General features: G+C 61.6%; 14 protein-coding genes. 4 read left to right on the forward strand and 10 right to left on the reverse strand.

Features of this window, described 5'->3' with window-relative positions:
• Positions 1 to 213: 213 nt before the first annotated feature.
• Positions 214 to 1497: an alpha/beta hydrolase gene (locus ASE71_RS27895; RefSeq protein ID WP_244497393.1), complete on the reverse strand. Its 1284-nt coding sequence runs from the start codon at positions 1495 to 1497 to the stop codon at positions 214 to 216.
• An 18-nt stretch (positions 1498 to 1515) separates the two neighbouring features.
• On the reverse strand, positions 1516 to 1992 hold the full coding sequence (locus ASE71_RS36290; RefSeq protein ID WP_060521205.1) for a carboxymuconolactone decarboxylase family protein: 477 nt from the start codon (positions 1990 to 1992) through the stop codon (positions 1516 to 1518).
• 252 nt (positions 1993 to 2244) lie between these two features.
• Between ASE71_RS36290 and ASE71_RS27905 the strand changes: the two genes are divergently transcribed.
• Positions 2245 to 3765, forward strand: coding sequence for a PAS domain-containing sensor histidine kinase (locus ASE71_RS27905; RefSeq protein ID WP_060521206.1), 1521 nt, complete (start codon positions 2245 to 2247; stop codon positions 3763 to 3765).
• Between the two features lie 10 nt (positions 3766 to 3775).
• Here ASE71_RS27905 and ASE71_RS27910 read toward each other — a convergent pair whose 3' ends face one another.
• The 8 genes from ASE71_RS27910 to ASE71_RS27945 form a co-directional block, all read right to left on the reverse strand.
• Positions 3776 to 4969, reverse strand: a complete 1194-nt coding sequence (locus ASE71_RS27910) for an MFS transporter (RefSeq protein WP_060521207.1) — start codon at positions 4967 to 4969, stop codon at positions 3776 to 3778.
• A 339-nt stretch (positions 4970 to 5308) separates the two neighbouring features.
• On the reverse strand, positions 5309 to 6067 hold the full coding sequence (locus ASE71_RS27915) for an SDR family oxidoreductase (protein ID WP_060521208.1): 759 nt from the start codon (positions 6065 to 6067) through the stop codon (positions 5309 to 5311).
• A gap of 58 nt (positions 6068 to 6125) precedes the next feature.
• A complete protein-coding gene (locus ASE71_RS27920) occupies positions 6126 to 6536 on the reverse strand; it encodes a cupin domain-containing protein (RefSeq protein WP_060521209.1) in 411 nt (136 codons plus the stop codon).
• A 145-nt stretch (positions 6537 to 6681) separates the two neighbouring features.
• The gene (locus tag ASE71_RS27925; RefSeq protein WP_060521210.1) at positions 6682 to 8169 is read right to left on the reverse strand and encodes a cyclic nucleotide-binding domain-containing protein; all 1488 of its coding nucleotides are present in this window, start codon (positions 8167 to 8169) and stop codon (positions 6682 to 6684) included.
• Between the two features lie 142 nt (positions 8170 to 8311).
• The gene (locus ASE71_RS27930) at positions 8312 to 9259 is read right to left on the reverse strand and encodes an MBL fold metallo-hydrolase (RefSeq protein ID WP_060521211.1); all 948 of its coding nucleotides are present in this window, start codon (positions 9257 to 9259) and stop codon (positions 8312 to 8314) included.
• Positions 9260 to 9374: 115 nt separating this feature from the next.
• Positions 9375 to 10970, reverse strand: a complete 1596-nt coding sequence (locus tag ASE71_RS27935; RefSeq protein ID WP_060521212.1) for an MFS transporter — start codon at positions 10968 to 10970, stop codon at positions 9375 to 9377.
• On the reverse strand, positions 10967 to 12061 hold the full coding sequence (locus tag ASE71_RS27940) for an HlyD family secretion protein (protein ID WP_060521213.1): 1095 nt from the start codon (positions 12059 to 12061) through the stop codon (positions 10967 to 10969). Before ASE71_RS27940 ends, ASE71_RS27935 begins: the two co-directional genes overlap by 4 nt.
• A 114-nt stretch (positions 12062 to 12175) precedes the next feature.
• Positions 12176 to 12928, reverse strand: coding sequence for an SDR family oxidoreductase (locus ASE71_RS27945; protein ID WP_060521214.1), 753 nt, complete (start codon positions 12926 to 12928; stop codon positions 12176 to 12178).
• 228 nt (positions 12929 to 13156) lie between these two features.
• On the opposite strand from ASE71_RS27945, the gene ASE71_RS27950 reads away from it, so the two are divergent.
• The 3 genes from ASE71_RS27950 (at position 13157) to ASE71_RS27965 (ending at position 16783) form a co-directional block, all read left to right on the forward strand.
• Positions 13157 to 14752 carry a winged helix-turn-helix domain-containing tetratricopeptide repeat protein gene (locus ASE71_RS27950; RefSeq protein WP_060521215.1) on the forward strand — a complete coding sequence of 532 codons (1596 nt, stop codon included), beginning with the start codon at positions 13157 to 13159 and terminating at the stop codon, positions 14750 to 14752.
• A gap of 630 nt (positions 14753 to 15382) precedes the next feature.
• Positions 15383 to 16312: an MBL fold metallo-hydrolase gene (locus ASE71_RS27960; RefSeq protein WP_060521216.1), complete on the forward strand. Its 930-nt coding sequence runs from the start codon at positions 15383 to 15385 to the stop codon at positions 16310 to 16312.
• A gap of 192 nt (positions 16313 to 16504) precedes the next feature.
• A complete protein-coding gene (locus ASE71_RS27965) occupies positions 16505 to 16783 on the forward strand; it encodes a GNAT family N-acetyltransferase (RefSeq protein WP_234852802.1) in 279 nt (92 codons plus the stop codon).
• Positions 16784 to 16802: the final 19 nt, after the last annotated feature.

Below are 16802 nucleotides of genomic sequence, written 5' to 3' on the forward strand. Positions count from 1 at the left end.
CACGGCTCAATCTTTTGACGAAGACGGACATGAGCCCCTTGCCCCAAGATCGCTCGGGCGCCGCTCACCCGGCCGGAATCCGCACCACAGGCTAATCTTCGGCGACGGCTGAATGAATGCATCAGCGGTAGCACAAGGTACCCAGTGCCTTCGGGGTTGGCAAAGGAGCGATGCAACGCAGCTTGACGGAAACCCGCCAAACTCCTGAGACAATTATGGCGTTGCCTGTGAGGCGTCCGACGTTCGCCAGAAGGGGCGCTTGATTTCGACCAGCTGGCGTCGTGGATCGCCGGCTTTGGCTCTGTCGCGAATGAGCGCAACCAAGTCTGTCTTGATGGTGGCGTCGGACAAGAAGTAGCTGTGCCCGATGAAGCCGCCGCCACCCGAAAATTCGACGAAATCGACCAGCCCGCCCATATGCGACCCTTCCCATTTGGACGCCGCCTCATTCCTGCCCCTGGGAAGATTGCCGACGGCAAGCTGTCCAAGCCGCAAGACGCTGCCAGAGATTATCGTTGACGCTTTCAACGCCTCGTCCCTGGGAGACGAATAGACCGTAAGGTGCAGGGAGCCTTGAGAGGGCAAGGTGCTTGGCCTCGATTTGCTCCCGAAGGCAAGGTCCGGGTCCGAGACCCAGGCGAACAATTTGGACGACGCTACATCGAGATCGATATCGGGAGCGAAAAACACAGCGTTCGCGATCTTGTAACGCTGCCAAAGCGAGGATCGACTGACATAGGCTTCGATGGCAAGCTGCTGCATGACGCTTGCGAGCACATCGGTTCCACGGCTATGCGCCAGCAGGTGCAGCCTCTCTACACCCTTCGTTTCGGCAATGGCGCGAACGGCCTTCTTGAAGTCCGCAACCGCAAACTCGCTCGACTCGCGGTCAATGTTGTAGCCAAAGAACGAGCCGCCAGTGCCTCCGGCGGGCCAAGTCAGGATAATGCAGACAAACTGGTTTTGCAGCGATCGGCAAATCTCGTCCGTGGCGAGTGCGGCATCGTCGAAGCTGTTGTTGTACCCGTGAACGAAGACGACGACTTCCTTGCGTCCGGCTGCCGCGAGACGCCGAGCAATTTCAGCCTGCAGCGATGCGACAGCCTGTTCATGTGCCGCGACGGCCTCAGGCGTGCGGCGTAGCCCGCTCGCAGTCGTTACGACGCCGTAAGGCGTTGCCGGAAACCGGCCAGTCTCGGAAACGGCGTCGACGCGAAATTCGCTCGTGCCGGCGGAAGAGTTGCCTTTTGGGAGGATCGATACCGAACCGAAGCTCAGGAATATGGCACGCTTGGCACCGTACGACAGCCTGTTGCCGGACGCGACTGTCGGCTCTCGGTTCGTGATGTAGAGGAGATCGGGAGCCCCTAAAGCTTGTGGCGTTCGAGCAGCCTGCGAGCTTTGCGGCGCCGGCGACGTGGTGATGGTCTGCGGTGAGAGCTCGGCACGCTGCGTGGCACAGCCGACAAGGCAGACAAGCATGAGGAGCCCTGCCATTGCCCGATAAAAATCCATCTAGAGACCGGCCTTGTCCAACCCGTAGACCTTGTCGGCGAAACCAGGAACGGTGCGGGCAGCGACACTGATGCGGTTCCAGGCATTGATCGCCATGATCCGGAACGTGAGATCGGAAATCTCCTGCTCGGATAGTTCACCCCGCACGCTGTCGTAGATTGCATCGGGAACACCGCCGTCTGCGAGCTTCGTCAACGCTTCCGTCCAGGCAAGTGCGGCCCGCTCACGTGGCGAGAACAACGTGGACTCACGCCAGGCTGAGATATGGAAGAGGCGCAACGGCCGCTCGCCGTGGATAATCGCTTCCTTGGCGTGCATGTCGATGCAGAACGCGCACCCGTTCATCTGGGACGCCCGCATGTCGACGAGGATCAGTATACTCTCTTCAATCGCGCCATTCTTGATCTCGTTGCCGAGCACCATCATGGCTTTGACCATGCCGGGAGAAAGCTTGGAGTAGTTGAACCGCGGGGTCATCGATGTTCCATCCTCCGCCTGGCACTCTTGACCGACATGGTCGCCTGTTATCGTGCCGGAAACGCATCGAGTGCGGCAGCTATACATCCGTTTATGCGCCGCTCGACCACGGGCCGCCGGCCAACGGTGGGTCAGATTGAAAACGAAGGCCTTCGGGATATAATGCGGCCATTCTTTCACCAAGGCTGCCGGTCCACCGCCGAGCTTCGGCGTCAGTCATTTTGTTGACCGTCGTCTTCTGCGGAGCGACAGATGTCGAACGACGATGGACTGAGGAAAGATGCCCACTTTCGTGAGCATACTCGCGATATCGCCGAGCTCGCGCTTGATCTTCTCGACAACACACCCGGCCACATGTGGTCGATGGATACTACCGGCCGGTTCATCTATCGCAACCGGAGCATGGACGCCTACTTCGGCAGCAGCCTGAAAGACCACGGCGCATGGCTTGAACGCATTCACAAAGACGATCAACGTTTTGTGGCGACGACCTGGCGGCGGAGCGTGGAAACGGGCGAGCCGCTCGACAGCGCTCACCGGCTGCGTGGCGCGGACGGCGAGTTTCGCTGGTTTCGCGCATCGGGGAGGCCTTCAAGGGACGCCCAGGGCCGTGTCGCCGTCTGGCATGGGCAAACCATCGACATCGAACACCAGAAGAAGGCTGAGGAGAGCCTTCGTGCCCGTTCCGTCGAACTATCCCTGCTGGTCGATATGGTTCCAAGCAATCTATGGCGCCTGACACCCGACGGCACAACGACGCTCGTTAACAGGCGCATGGCCGACTATCTGGGTCTTGACCTGTCAAACGTCAGTGACATTGCATCCGTCATGGACACGATTTTCCATCCGGACGACGCCGACGCCGTTTATGCCGAGCTAACCCGCTGTCTTGCGACCGGGGAGCGATTTTCGATGCGATATCGATTGCTTCGAGCGGACGGCGCCTATCGCTGGATGTCTGGCCGCGCGGAGCCCCTGCGCGACCAGGACGGCAACATCGTCCAGTGGTTCGGCCTTTGCCACGACATAGAGGATCAAGTGCAAACAACGGCTGCCTTGCGCCGTTCGGCCGAAAAGCTTGCGCGCGCGACCCAGGCGGCCAATCTTTCGCAGCTTTCCGCCTCGATTGCGCACGAAGTCAACCAGCCGCTGGCGGCGATCGCCGCGGACGCTGACGCGTGCCTGCGCTGGCTTTCGGCCGATCCTCCGAACGTTAATCGAGGCAAGCGTGCGGCAGAGCGAATTACCCTGGACGTCGCGGCGACCGTCGAGGTCATCAGCCGCATGCGCGCCCTTTTCAAACATCAGCCGCAGGAACGGGCGATCGAGGATGTAAACCGGCTTGTCCATGAGGTTCTTGATCTGATGTCAGATGAAATCGCGGCAACGACGACGCGCATCGACCTGGCCCTGGACCAGCATCTTCCCAGAGTTTCGCTCGATAGGGTTCAGGTCCAGCAGGTCCTGGTAAACTTGATCCGCAACGGCATGCAGGCCATGGACACGACGAACCCACTGCGTTCGCTGAAGATCATGTCCAGCCACGATCACCCCGACACCGTCAGGATCTCGGTTGAGGACACCGGAAGCGGTTTCAAGGATCCCGAGCGCGTGTTCGAACCGTTTTTTACGACGAAAAGCAACGGCATGGGAATGGGTTTGCCGATCTGCCGATCGATCGTTGAAGCCCACGGCGGCCGCCTGTGGGTCGCAAACAACGAGGCGTTAGGCGCGACGGTGGCATTCACTTTGCCTGTCGCCTCGACCGACTAGGGGTGTCAGCCTAAGTTGCCGAATTTCGGAGCCGGTCGGCCAAGCGGTCTCCGTGAAAAGCGCGTGCGACGATGGAAACGGCAAGGGCCCAGGCGACGATGGTCATGGTGACGCATACGGTTGCAAGGCTTGCGTATCCCGAAGCTGCTATCACTGCGCCGGTAAAGACTGGCCCGGCAGCAAATCCGAGCAGGTAAGCCGACCCCGCTGCTGCCGCCCAGCGCCCGCTCTGGTCCAGTGCTGCGGCCAGGCCAAAAAGATACGGAAGTGAAAAATAGTAAAGGACGGCGGACAGGATGACGGCAACACTGTAGGCCACCGGGCTCGTCCAGAGGCAAAGGACGAGTGCCACCACGACGTAGCCAAGGCAGAATGCGGAGATCGGGACCGCCCTGCCCCAGCGAACATTCAGTGCCGTGGCGGCGCCGGCGCCGGCAAGCCCGACGACCGTCGACAAGGTGAGAATGTACCCTACCGCGGCCGTGTCTAGACCGATGCGCTCGCCCATCGGTCCGCTGAAGGCAAATAGACCGGCGGAGACCGCGACGTAAAGAACAATGGCAGCAAACAGCAGGCTTCCAAGCAGAGGCACAGAAGGTGGCGTCCGGGTGGCGGTCCGCTTCAGAGCTCGAAGATCCGGTATGAGAAGAAGAAACGGAGATAGGGCCAGCGTCAAACCCGCCAACAGCGCAAAAATCCCTCTGTGGCCATAGGCTGCGGTCACCTCGCCGCCGATGCCGAACAGCACCACGCTGCCGATTGCCCAGACGAGCTGGAACAAACCAAAAGTTTTTACCGGATTGCAGCAATGAGACGCGACAAGGCTGAGCGACATGGCATAGAGCGCTCCCTCGCCGATGCCTGCAGCGCCGCGCGACAAGACCAGCGACGTCCATCCATCAGATACGATAGAGGCGGCTTGAGCCGCCACGGTCAATACCAGCGCAGACATCCCGGCACGTCGGTAGGATAGCCGCGGTAGCACTGGCGCAATGAGGATCGCCGATACGGCCAAGGCAAGCAATTCGACCGACGCTACGATACCGGCGTCACGCTCCGACAGTGCAAGACCATCAATCAATCCCGCGACCACGAAGGGCGACATCTGCGGAACGAGGCCACCAATCACCTGACAGGCCGTTGCGCCGATCACAAGTGAAAGCGGATCGCCAGACGCGACAGAGGCTGTTGAAGGATTGGCCATGGCCCGGTTTCCCGACCGATTCCTGTTTGTTGAAAATCACCTTTGCATTTCACAACATGGGCGCCGGCGATTTGCCGACGCCGGTCCCGTATGTCGCACATCAAGTTTGCACGAGCCGTCCTTTACGAGCTTCGGAACGGTCGCCGACTGCCATTTCTATCATGATCGATGAAGGTGTGGACCGTAAACTTGGCTTACCTCTTCCCTTCAAGCGCAAATCCTCGACGGGACGTCAGCCCTGCGGTGGGCGGAACATCCGATCGTGCGTGGTCGCACTAGAGACAAGCGCGTCGGGGACGGTGGGCGTTTTGTCGCCGCATCGCCCCCTCCGCAAAGACCTCAAGCGGCGGCCTGAGGGTGTTTGGCATTCCAAGTCCTGAAGTCGAGCTTACCCAGTTTGGCGGATCCAAGAGGAACCAGTGCCTGATCATCAACGCGCGTGCCGAAGTACTTGGCGTCCGGGTCGGCAACAACCTTGCGGCTATCGCCGACGGCTGCCAGATACTCGGAAATGAAATCGCTCATGGGCTTCTTTTCAGGGCCGGCGATTTCGATCGTCTGGTTCTCGGGTTTGCCGATCGTCGCTTCTGCAACGAAGGCTGCGACGTCGTCTGCAGCGATTGGCTGGAACGCGCCGGATGAGACACGGACAGTCCTGTCGACCGTTGCCTCGTCGGCTATGCCGCCGAGGAATTCCAGGAACTGCGTCGACCTTACGATGGTGTACGGGACGCCGCCCTTTTTGATCAGGCTCTCCTGCGCGACTTTGGCGCGGAAATAGCCGTTATCGGGCGACCGTTCGATGCCAACGATGGAGAGGGCGACGTGGTGGCTGACACCGGCTGCACGCTCCGCCGCGAGCAGGTTCGCGGTCGATCGTTCGAAGAACGAAAGTACGGCACTCGGTTCGAAGGATGGCGAGTTGCTGACGTCGAGCACCACCTCGGCACCGGCCAGCACATCGGCCAACCCTTCGCCCGTCAGCGTATCAACGCCGGTGGACGGCGCCGATTGCACAACGTCGTGGCCCTTATTTCTGAGGTGCTCTGCGACCTTAGAGCCGATGCGGCCCGTGCCGCCGATAATAACGATTTTCATGGTTCTGCTCCTTGCGGGCTCGTCGATGGATCACCGCATCCGATCATGAAGAAGGGCTTCACTTTGCGGGCAACACCATCTCCGTTTCGGTGGTATCGAGTACGAAAACGGCCAAGATCTTTGCCGGCTCGCTGTCGCTTGCGTTCGCGCTCACGCGGTGGTGATCACCCGGGACTTCGATCCAGTTCTCGCCGGTCTTGTAGACTTTCACGGCACCGTCGTTGATCTGGCTCTTGATGCTGCCTTCGATCACCGTCGCATAGATAAAGGCGCTCTTGGGGTGGGTGTGTGACGGGTTGTGCCCGCCGGGGCCGTATTCGACCAGAACGCCGCGCATGCTCTTGCCCGGCACATTCGGAAGCGCGTGGTCGAACACCACTGTCACCTTGGCATTGTAGGGCTCGTCGGAGGCCGCTACCGGTCCGGTGATCAGCGTCGCAAACAGCAAGCCAATCGCTAATGTTCGCATGGATTTCTCCTCCATTCACGTTGTTGGCAACGGGTGGGATCCTATGGCCGGCCTCCGGGGAGAAACAGATATACGTAGGTTTGCCGCAGCGGCGATTTTGTCTCGGCAGATGTCGTGCCCGCGTCCGAACCACCGCGCAACCGCTTCAGCTCTTCGCGCTTTCACGCTGGCTTCGAAAGATGGATCGGATGGCATGAAGCAGGTCCAGCTTGCGTCGCTCGCGCTGGTTTGCAGGCAATTCCGAACTTGCTCCGATCGCCTCGCGTTGCGCCAGATGAATTGCCAGATCCTCCGCAATTTCCGGACGCTTCGACAAAAGCGGCGCGAACGCTGCCTGATCGACTTCATAGACGGTAAGGCGGGTGACGGCATGGAGGTCGTGTTTCGCCTTTATTCCGGCCAGCAGGCCGTCCTCGCCGAAAAAATCGCCGGGGGCGAGGCGCGCGATTTCCACATCGCCGCTCTTCATCGCCACCACGCCGTTCTTGATCATCATCAGGCTTTCGAACGACCTGCCTTCTCTGACAATTTCGGCGCCGACGGCAAAGCTGCGCGGCGTCGCCGCGGCTGCAAGCGTATCGCGCTCTTCCTGGCTGAGATTGGAGAAAATCGGGATCGCGTCGATCAGGTCCTGCGCCGGTGCGACGGCGTGCTGCGGGTCGGACCTGTCAGGGTTCTTTATGAGCAGGCTCCCGGCAGGCAAAGCCAGTTGCACGCCGTTCGCCCTGCAATGCCGATAGACGAGGTCGATGACTTCGTTGCGCGCCGCGCCGCGCTGTGCCGGGCTGGTGACCCTAAACTGGAGTTCGACGGTGATCGCGCTGGCATCAATCCCCACCAGTCCGACAATGGGAGCGGGCTGCTTCACGATCGCATTGCAACTGTCGAGAACAGCATGCATCACGTCGACGATCATGTGCGGCATACGCGTCGGAGCCACGCGAACCGAGACAATGATCTGATGGTTCTCGTCCGGCTGGCTGATGTTGGTCAGCCCCACCTTTGCCAGAACACTGTTCGGCAGGACCACGAGATTGTGCGCTGCGGTCAGTAGATGCGTCGAACGCCAGTTGCTTGAGACCACCCGCCCTTCCGTTCCGTCACTGAGGCAGATCCAGTCACCAAGGACATAAGGTCGGCCGAGGGTCAGGGCTATGCCCGAGAACACATCACCCAACGTGCTCTGCAATGCGAGACCGAGAATGATCGCAATGACGCCCGAAGTCGCCAGCAAGCCCCCGATCGGCACGCCGAAGACGAATGAAAGGATCGAGAGCAGCACGCCGAGGTAGACGACGGCAACGACCAGGTCCTGGATCAATCGTGCTTCTCGCGGCCGGCCATCGAGGACAAGATAAAGCCGGACGAACCCGATCACCGCCCAGGAGAGATGAACCCACCAGAGGGTCTTTGCCGCCACGAGCAGTGTCTGTGCACCGTCGAGATCGGTCCGGTCGTAGCGAAACGGGTTGAGGTCGCTGTAGGCGAGCGCCGCCGTCATCGACGCGAAGAAGGCGATCTGCACGATCAGCCGCGCCGTGGGGCGCGCCCTGCCCTGCAGATGCCAGACGACAATTCCGGCAATGCCCAGAACACAAACGAGGACGGGGAACAATTGCGTTTTCTGGTCCATTCCCACTCCCCTGGCGAGGCGGCGTTTCTCCCTCCGCTACAGCCGGCTGGTGGCGCCTTGTTCTGATAAGGACAAGGGCGAACCCGCCCTTGTTGCACCCCGAACCGATGGTTCTTGCACGCCACGCGCGCAATTGTAGACGTCAGTAGTCCCAGAACACCGGAACCCACCGGAAGCGATCGCCATCGATCGCCACATGCCCAACGGACGGGAAAGGCAGGTGCGTGGCCACCAGCGACGATCCTGTCTCGGCCAGTTCCTTCATGAGACGCACCCGAACGCGAGCCGCCTCCTCGGGGTCGTGTTCAAAGCCGTTGTACCAGTCGGGGTGGTCGAAGGCGACCGCGAACAGGGCGTCGCCGGCAAACATCAGCCGGTCGCCTCCCGAGGCCACGCGGACCACGCAGTGCCCGGGCGTATGGCCGCCGGTGCGCTCAGCGACCACGCCCGGCGCGACCTCGCACTCGTCCTTAAACGGTCGAAGATGGTCGCGGTACTCGTTCGCAAAGCGCTTGGCAGTTGCCCTCAGCGCATCCGGGAAACCCTGCGGCATGACCGCATGGGAGAAATCAGGCGCCTCCCAGAACTTGATCTCGGCGGCGGCGACGTGGATCCGCAAGTCCGGACGCAATTGCTCCTTCACGCCATCAACGAGCAATCCGCCGATATGGTCCATGTGCATGTGCGTGAGAACCACATCGGTCACAGACCCAAGATCGATGCCTGCAGCCGTCAGCCGCCTGATCAATTGGCCTGCTCGCGGCAGGTTCAGGTCCGGATCCAGGCCAAGCCCGGCGTCGATGAGAATGGTCTGTGCGCCGCTTCGCACCACGACCACGTTCAGCGACCAGTCGAAGGCGTCTGTCGGCAGGAACATGCCGTCGAGCCAGGCTGCCCGATCGGCGGCGTCGGCATTGTGTCCCAACATCGTGGTTGGCAATGGCAGCACGCCATCGCTGACCACCAGCACCTCAATGTCACCGACCCGCACGGCATAGCGCGATGGAACCAGCTCTTCCGGAGCCGATCGACCGGGCGGGGCAGGCTCCAAGGTCGTGTTCGTAAGAGATCTTGCTTCTAGCGGCGACATGACGCCCTCCTGTTTGCCTGATCGAAGAATGCTTTTTTCACAGTTCACGGCCTGGACTCTAGGTTCGAGCGATATCGAGGGTCGAGCTATACCTCGGTTTAGGTGGCCCGTTCGGTCAACGGTCGGCGGGTGTCTGGCGAGCTTTGGCGCGCCGGGCCAACCCGACCTTGATGGCCACGAGCATGGGCGCGGCGACGACGAAGAGCAGTGCCACGGCATTGAACGCCGTGTCGAAGGCGATCACGATAGACTGCCCGGCAACGGTCCGGCCGAGAAGCGCCATCGCGGCCCGGCTGGCGGGAACGGCATCCATGCCCCGTGCCGCGAGCATGGCGGTCGTTGCGGCCAGACGCTCGATGACGGCTTGACCTCCCGCATTGACGCTCGCGCCCAGGACCGCGACATTTGCAGCGACGTTGTGGTCGATAAGCGTCTGAAGCCCGGCAACGCCAACAAGGCCGCCGAGCTGGCGACCGGTGTTGAACAGCCCGATCCCGGAGGCGAGGTTTCGTTTGTCGAGATTGGTAAAGGCAATCAGCGTGATCGACAGGAACAGGAAACCGAGGCCAAGGCCGCGCAAAAGGATTGCGGCCATCATGTCGGCGGCACCGCTTTCACTCGTCGAACCGGACAGCATCCACATGGCAAGCATGATCAGCAGGATACCGAAGGGAACGGTTGCGAATGGAGGAAGCCGACGGACCTGCATGAGGAAGGCAGCCAGGATGAGGGCCCCGACGAAGAGAGCGCCGCTCGGCAGAAGAAGCAGGCCCGCATCGGTCGGCGTGAAGGCCAGAACGGATACGGCGAAGGACGGGATCAGGAACGCGCTGCCAAAAAGTGCCGCGCCGGCGACGAAACTGACGATAAAGGCGAAGGCGAAATCGTCCGATCTGAACAGGGTGAAGTCGAGGAGGCCGGTGCCCTTGCGCAGCACCTGCTGCCCGAGAAACAGGAACATCGAGGCCACGCCAGCCACCGAGAGCCAAAGAATGCGCGGCTCTTCGAACCAGTCCCAGCGGCTTCCCTGGCTGAAGACATAGCTGAAGCAGAAAAGCGCGACCGAAATCAGTGAGAGACCGACCCAGTCAACGGGACGTTGCCTCGTCGTGGCGGGTGCCGGATCTTCGACCATCAAGAGAAGTCCGGCGGCGCCGAGAGACAGAATGACGTTGCAGTAGAAGATCCAGGTCCAGGACTGGCTGTCGAGCAGCCACCCCTGAAGCGCGGGGGCGAGCGTGGCGGGTGCGACCACCGCGCCCATGGCAAACAGCGCCTGAAGGATTGGCTGATGGGCGCTCCGAAAGGCAAAGAAGATGGTGGTCTGCCCCGCAACGAGAAGGACACCGCCGGCAAGCCCCTGAATGACCCGCAGGGCAATCAAGAGATTGAGCGACGTCGTCGCGGACGCCATCCCGGACGCGAGCCCCATGATGAGCGTCGAACCGATAATGAGACTGAGCGGCCGGATGCGGTTGAGCATCGAAGCGGCGACCATGAAGCCGATGAGCTTGAAGGCGGTGTAGCCGACGTCGAGCCAGGCGAATTCGTCGGGCGTCGCATAGATGTCGCCGATGATGTCGCCGCGGCCGAGCGAAAGAACAGTGCTGGCGATCGCCTCCGTCAACGCCGCGAGCACGATGCCGGCGACAAGCAACGTGCCTGGTGCAGACGCCTCGCGATTTATCGTGGCGGGCAGGTGCGTGGTCATGACCCTCTCCCGAGATCCACGTCGACCCTTGCGGACAGTCCGGGCACGAGACGTCCAGTCAAGGGGCTGCGGCCAAATCGGATCTTGACCGGCACCCGCTGGACGACGCGAACGAAGTTGCCGGTTGCATTGTCCGACGGCAGCAGGCTGAAGGCTGAACCGCTCCCGGGCGCAAAGCTGTCAACCGTGCCTTCAAGGACTTGCCCCGGATACCCGTCGATCCGGATCCGCACACGCTGACCCGGCTGGAGGTGCTCGAGTTGCGTTTCCTTGAAATTGGCGACAACCCACACGTCGTCGACCGGAACGATGTCGAGCAGGGAAGTGCCGGGGGCGACGAAACGGCCGACACGAACCTGGCGGTTGCCGATGACGCCACCAACCGGGGCACGCACGACCGTGCTCTCGAGGTCGATCTGGGAAAGGTCGCGCGCAGCCTCGGCCTGGGCCACGGCTGCGACGGCGGCCTCACGCTGCGCCGCAAGGACGGCAATGCGTTGCTTCTGGGCCTCGATCGTTGCCAAGGCCGCAGATACGCCTGCCTGCGTTTTCGACCGCGCCGCATCACTTTCGTCGACATGCGCCTGGCTGATGGTATTGCTGCGGATCAGTTCGCGCCGGCGCTCATATGCCTTGGCGGCGAGATTCATCTCTGCGACGGCCGACAGCTTCTGGGCTTCGGCCTGGCGAATAAGGGCGTGCTGAAGCTCTGTCTCGGCATCGACATTGACGAGCCGGGCCCTGGCAGCTTCGACATTGGCCGCCGCCTGAGCAAGACGAGCCCGATAGTCCCTGTCATCGATCCGGAAAAGCACATGTCCCGCCCGAACACTTTGATTGTCCTGAACCTCGACGGCCACGACATAGCCGGCGATCTTCGGCGCCAACGACGTCACGTCCCCACGGACATAGGCGTTATCCGTCGATACTTCGTCGCCTGGACGGGCCCAGGCCCAGCCGCCGGCAATGGCCACCGCGGCGCTAAGGCATAGGAGCATGCCAATCTTCTTTCGTTTGCTGGATCGCTTTTCGGCAACGCCGGTCGAGGCGCGTCCCGTGGCGGTGGCAATCTTGTGCTCGAGCGTATCCATTGTCTCGGTTCCCGTTGAAATAGGTTGGCTGCGAAGCGGCCGCGCTGCCAGGAGGATGTCAGGGCCGCGCGCCGCTCGGACGCCACCACCTTGCGGATATCGGTCCTTGCGACTTCAAAGCCCGACCTGTTGGCCGACCCAATCGTCGAAGCGGATTGCACCGAGCCGCGGGTTCTTGCCGGGGGTCAGCGACTGGTCATCCAGCAGCGCGCCGAAATAGCGAGCGTGAACGTCGGGAACGACCTTTCGGTCATCCTTTGTTGCCCGCAAAAATTGCCTGACGACCTCATCGAGCGGCATGGCTTCCGGTCCGGCAACTTCGATCGTTCCATTGACCGGTGCTGCGAGCGCAACATCGGCAAGTGCCGCGGCAACGTCGTCTGAAGCAATAGGCTGGAACAGCGCCGGCGAAAGGCGAACCTCGCCGTCGACCGTCGCCGATTGCGCAATGCCGCCGACGAACTCAAAAAACTGCGTGGCCCGCAGGATGGTATAGGGAATACCGGATGCCTTGATGAGGCTTTCCTGGGCGATCTTCGCTCGAAAATAGCCGTTGTCGGGCAACCGTTCGCTGCCGACGATCGACAGCGCGACGTGGTGGCGAACGCCGGCTGCAGCTTCCGCTGCCAAAAGATTGCGCCCCGACGTCTCGAAGAATTCGAGAACAGCCTTGTCGTCCCAAACCGGCGCGTTGGCGACATCGACGACGACATCTGCCCGATCCATCGCCGCGGCCAGACCTTCACGCGTGATCGTGTTGACGCCAGTATTTGGTGCGGCAGCGAGCACGTCGTGTCCGCGCTCGCGCAGGCTCTTCACAAGTTTCGATCCGATAAGGCCGGTGCCTCCGATGACGACGATCTTCATGGGTTCACTCTGCTTTTCTCGACCGCACCATTGCTGTCGATCTGCGCTGAGAGTGCCCCTATGCTCCAGGGAAGTCCTTGGGCCTGTCTTGAATTACCCTTGTGGATAGCTTGATTGTCCGTCCAAGCGATTGTGTGATCGTGGCGGGATGTTCTAACGACGCAATGGCGTGTTGGTTATCCGCGGATGGCAATCGCCAGCCGGGGAAGTCGTCCAGGAGACCTCAAGGTGCAATTCAAGTTCGCAGATTATCGGCTCGATCCGGAACGCCGGGAATTGACGCTCAGCGGGCAGGTTGTCGCCGTCGGTCCGCAGGTCTTCGACCTGTTGGTGCATCTCATCGAAAATCGAGAAAGAGTCGTCGGCAAGGATGATCTTCTGCTCGCCGTCTGGGGCGGTCGGATCGTGTCGGAATCGACGATCACCAGCCACATAAACGCGGTTCGCAAGGCGATCGGCGACAACGGCGAAGACCAGCATCTGGTGCGCACCATCCCCCGCAAGGGCTTCCGCTTCGTCGGCGATGTCAACCTTGTCGACGTTGGAAACGAGGCCCCTGCGCGAGGTTTGAGCGTCGCCGATCACAATGATGGAGAGGCACGCGTGCCGGCGCCGGCGCTCCCCTTGCCCGAAAAACCCTCGATAACCGTCTTGCCTTTTCAGAACCTCAGCGGCGATCCGGAGCAGGAGTATTTTACGGACGGGGTGGTGGAGGACATCATCACCGCACTCTCGCGCATTCGGTGGCTGTTCGTCATCGCACGCAATTCGAGCTTCACCTACAAGGACCGGACCGTGGAGGCGGCCGAGGTCGGTCGCGAACTTGGCGTGCGTTACGTACTGGAAGGGAGCGTGCGCAAATCGGGAAACAAGGTCCGCATCACCGGCCAGCTCGTCGACGCCACGACCGGAGCGCATCTCTGGGCCGAGCGCTTCGAAGGCACGTTCGACGACATCTTCGAGTTGCAGGATGGGATAGCCGAAAGCGTTGTCGGCGCGATCGCGCCGCAACTCGAACGGATCGAGATCGAACGCGCCAAGCGCAAGCCGACCGAAAGCCTCGACGCCTACGACTACTATCTTCGCGGCATGGCAAAACTGCACAGCGGCACCCGCGAGGCGCTCGAGGCGGCACTGCCTCTCTTTTACAAGTCGATTGCGCTCGACGATGAATTCGCCGCAGCCTATGGCGGCGCCGCCTGGTGCTTCTTCTGGCGCAAGCTCAACGGCTGGATGGTCGACCGCACGGCAGAGATCGCGGAAGGCACACGACTGGCGCGGCTCGCGGTCGAGCTTGGCCGGGACGACGCCGTGGCGCTCACGAGAGGCGGGCATGCGCTCGGCCATCTCGCCGACGATCTCGACGCCGGCATCGCTTTGATCGACAGGGCCCGGCTGCTCAATCCGAATTTCGCGCTCGCGTGGTTTCTGGGTGGCGTGCTGCGCGTCTTTCGGGGAGAGACGGAGAGCGCGATCAAGGATCTGACCCATGCCGTTCGCCTGAGCCCACTCGATCCGGAGATGTTCCGAATGCAGACGGGAACGGCGATCGCGCATTTCTTTTCCGGAAATTACGACGATGCGGTGGTCTGGGCCGAGAAGGCACTTGCGAACCTGCCGAGCCTGCTGGCCGCGGTCGCACTTGCCGCAGCCAGCCATGCGCTTGCCGGTCGTCCCGACGAGGCAAGGCGGTACATGGAGCGCCTGCGGCAACTTGATCCGGCCTTGTGTGTTTCCAATCTGCGCGATTGGCTGCCGATCCATCGACCAGACGATTTCAAGCGGTTTGCCGTCGGCTTGCGGTTTGCAGGCTTGCCGGAGTGACCAGGGCCGCTCGCGGCGCGCAATGGACGAGCGCGCGCCGTGCAATTGTCCAGCGCCTGGACCACCACAGGTTCTGGGGCGTGTGTTCGGCACGGCAACTGTGACGGGTCGCTAGCGTGCACGCATTCGCCGCTCTACGATATTCATCTGGAGTTCGTGGCAGGACGCCTGTCGCCCAAGGAGCAAAAGCAGTCTCCGCTCTTCGGCTTCGCAGATGCCCGCGCGCCGGCAGTATTCCGATACGTCCAACAGTGGCTGCGCACCGGACAGGGCGATCAATTTAACCTCTTTGGCTGTCATGGAGTGCAATCCGCCTGCGGGTGCGCCAATCATCGCGTTCGCGATGTCTCGGGCCGAGCAACGGCCGCCTGCCCATACCGGACCTAGCCTAGGCAATTGACTGGACCGCTGAAACTATACGCAGGTTTGGGGAGACCCACTCCACCCACCGCTGACCGGGGCAACACGCGCGCATGACGCGCTGCTGAAAGAGCTGGACTCGCTTCACGGCGCCCGGGGACGGGCAGTGGTCCCATACTCAGGTGTAGCTCGACCGCCAAAAGACCGGAATCTAGACTCCGCGATGTAATCCTGACCGACATATTTCAACCGCGACGACAGGAGCACATCATGTCGAATGTTCAAACGAGTTCCCTAAAGATTATTCCGCAGGAAAGAGCCGCACCGGATGAGCTGGTTCCTTCACGCTATGCGGTACGGGTTGGTGACATCGACGTCTTGGTCATTAGCGATGGCATCTTGACCCCGCCGGCCGAGTCGATGGCCACCAACGCCGACCCCAAGGTGCGGGGCGCCTGGCTCGACGACAGGTTTCTTTCAAAGGTTGCCTTCGATTGGGCGCTGAACGCCGTTGTCGTGCGCAGCGGCGACCAGACGATCCTCATCGACAGCGGTCTGGGCGAGGAGTATCCCGATTTCCCGCGGGCAGGACAGTTTGTCCATCGATTGGAGGCCGCCGGCGTTGATCTCGCCGCCGTGACCGACGTGGTGCTGACGCACATGCACTTCGACCATGTCGGCGGGCTCCTCGTCGAAGGCGTCAAGGAACGGATGCGCCCGGATCTTCGCGTCCATGTGTGCGCCGCCGAGACCAAGTTCTGGCAGGCGCCCGACTTCTCGCTTACCGCCATGCCACCGGCGCTCGCGGATCTCGCGCGCAAAGCGTCGCTTGAGTTTCTGAATGCCTATCGCAGCCATCTGCGGACTTTTGACCAGCAGGCGCAAGTGGCGCCGGGAGTGGTGGTCACCCGTACCGGTGGTCACACCCCCGGGCACAGCGTGGTGCGGATTTCGTCCGGCGGCGAGCGGCTGATATTCGGCGGCGACGCCCTGTTCCCCGTCTCCTTCGACCACCCCGAGTGGCACAACGGCTTCGAACACGACCCCGAAGAAGCGACCCGCGTTCGACTGCGGCTCATGAAAGAACTTGCAGAGACCGGCTCCTGGCTGGTTTCCACGCACATGCCGTTCCCATCGGTCGGTCGTGTAGCGACCGCCGGCGACCTTTACCGCTTCGTTCCGGCCTGGTGGGACTACTGACGGAAGGCTTCCGTCGGGAGCGAACCAGACGACTGCTCTAATTAATAACAACCGGTCGATTGCTGCCCACGGCGCGCCGTGAGGCATCAATCGGCCGTTGACCTGGTTGGATTGCAACGTCGGCACAAGACCACGGTCCAGCCTGAAGGGGCCTGCGGGTCGATGGCTGCAACAGCAGCGAGGAGATTAAACTTGCCGCATCGTGTACTCGATAATCCCCAAAATTGCCGCTTCGAACTCTCCATCGACGCGGATGCGATTGCAGCCGCCTACTATCGCATGGAGGCAGGCGTGCTGGTGCTGATCCACACGGAGGTGCCGTTCGAATACTCTGGAGCAGGATTTGCCACGAAGCTCGCGAACGGCCTCTTTGCCATCTTGCGCGAGCGGCAACAGAAGGTCGCGCCCCGATGCGTGTTCATGGCCAACTATGCCGTTCAGCATCCGGAATACAGCGACCTGATCTGCTGATCGCCAAGCAGATCAGGCC

Source organism: Ensifer sp. Root954, from assembly GCF_001429005.1.
In the GTDB taxonomy this organism is placed as follows: Bacteria; Pseudomonadota; Alphaproteobacteria; order Rhizobiales; family Rhizobiaceae; genus Ensifer; species Ensifer adhaerens.

Excerpts from the sequence above, each read along its gene's own strand:
- ASE71_RS27935 (WP_060521212.1), bottom strand. The coding sequence starts at position 10,970 with ATGACCACGCACCTGCCCGCCACGATAAATCGCGAGGCGTCTGCACCA.
- ASE71_RS27920 (WP_060521209.1), bottom strand. The coding sequence starts at position 6,536 with ATGCGAACATTAGCGATTGGCTTGCTGTTTGCGACGCTGATCACCGGA.
- ASE71_RS27915 (WP_060521208.1), bottom strand. The coding sequence starts at position 6,067 with ATGAAAATCGTTATTATCGGCGGCACGGGCCGCATCGGCTCTAAGGTC.
- ASE71_RS27895 (WP_244497393.1), bottom strand. The coding sequence starts at position 1,497 with ATGGCAGGGCTCCTCATGCTTGTCTGCCTTGTCGGCTGTGCCACGCAG.
- ASE71_RS27945 (WP_060521214.1), bottom strand. The coding sequence starts at position 12,928 with ATGAAGATCGTCGTCATCGGAGGCACCGGCCTTATCGGATCGAAACTT.
- ASE71_RS27940 (WP_060521213.1), bottom strand. The coding sequence starts at position 12,061 with ATGGATACGCTCGAGCACAAGATTGCCACCGCCACGGGACGCGCCTCG.
- ASE71_RS27910 (WP_060521207.1), bottom strand. The coding sequence starts at position 4,969 with ATGGCCAATCCTTCAACAGCCTCTGTCGCGTCTGGCGATCCGCTTTCA.
- ASE71_RS27930 (WP_060521211.1), bottom strand. The coding sequence starts at position 9,259 with ATGTCGCCGCTAGAAGCAAGATCTCTTACGAACACGACCTTGGAGCCT.
- ASE71_RS36290 (WP_060521205.1), bottom strand. The coding sequence starts at position 1,992 with ATGACCCCGCGGTTCAACTACTCCAAGCTTTCTCCCGGCATGGTCAAA.
- ASE71_RS27925 (WP_060521210.1), bottom strand. The coding sequence starts at position 8,169 with ATGGACCAGAAAACGCAATTGTTCCCCGTCCTCGTTTGTGTTCTGGGC.
- ASE71_RS27960 (WP_060521216.1), top strand. The coding sequence starts at position 15,383 with ATGTCGAATGTTCAAACGAGTTCCCTAAAGATTATTCCGCAGGAAAGA.
- ASE71_RS27905 (WP_060521206.1), top strand. The coding sequence starts at position 2,245 with ATGTCGAACGACGATGGACTGAGGAAAGATGCCCACTTTCGTGAGCAT.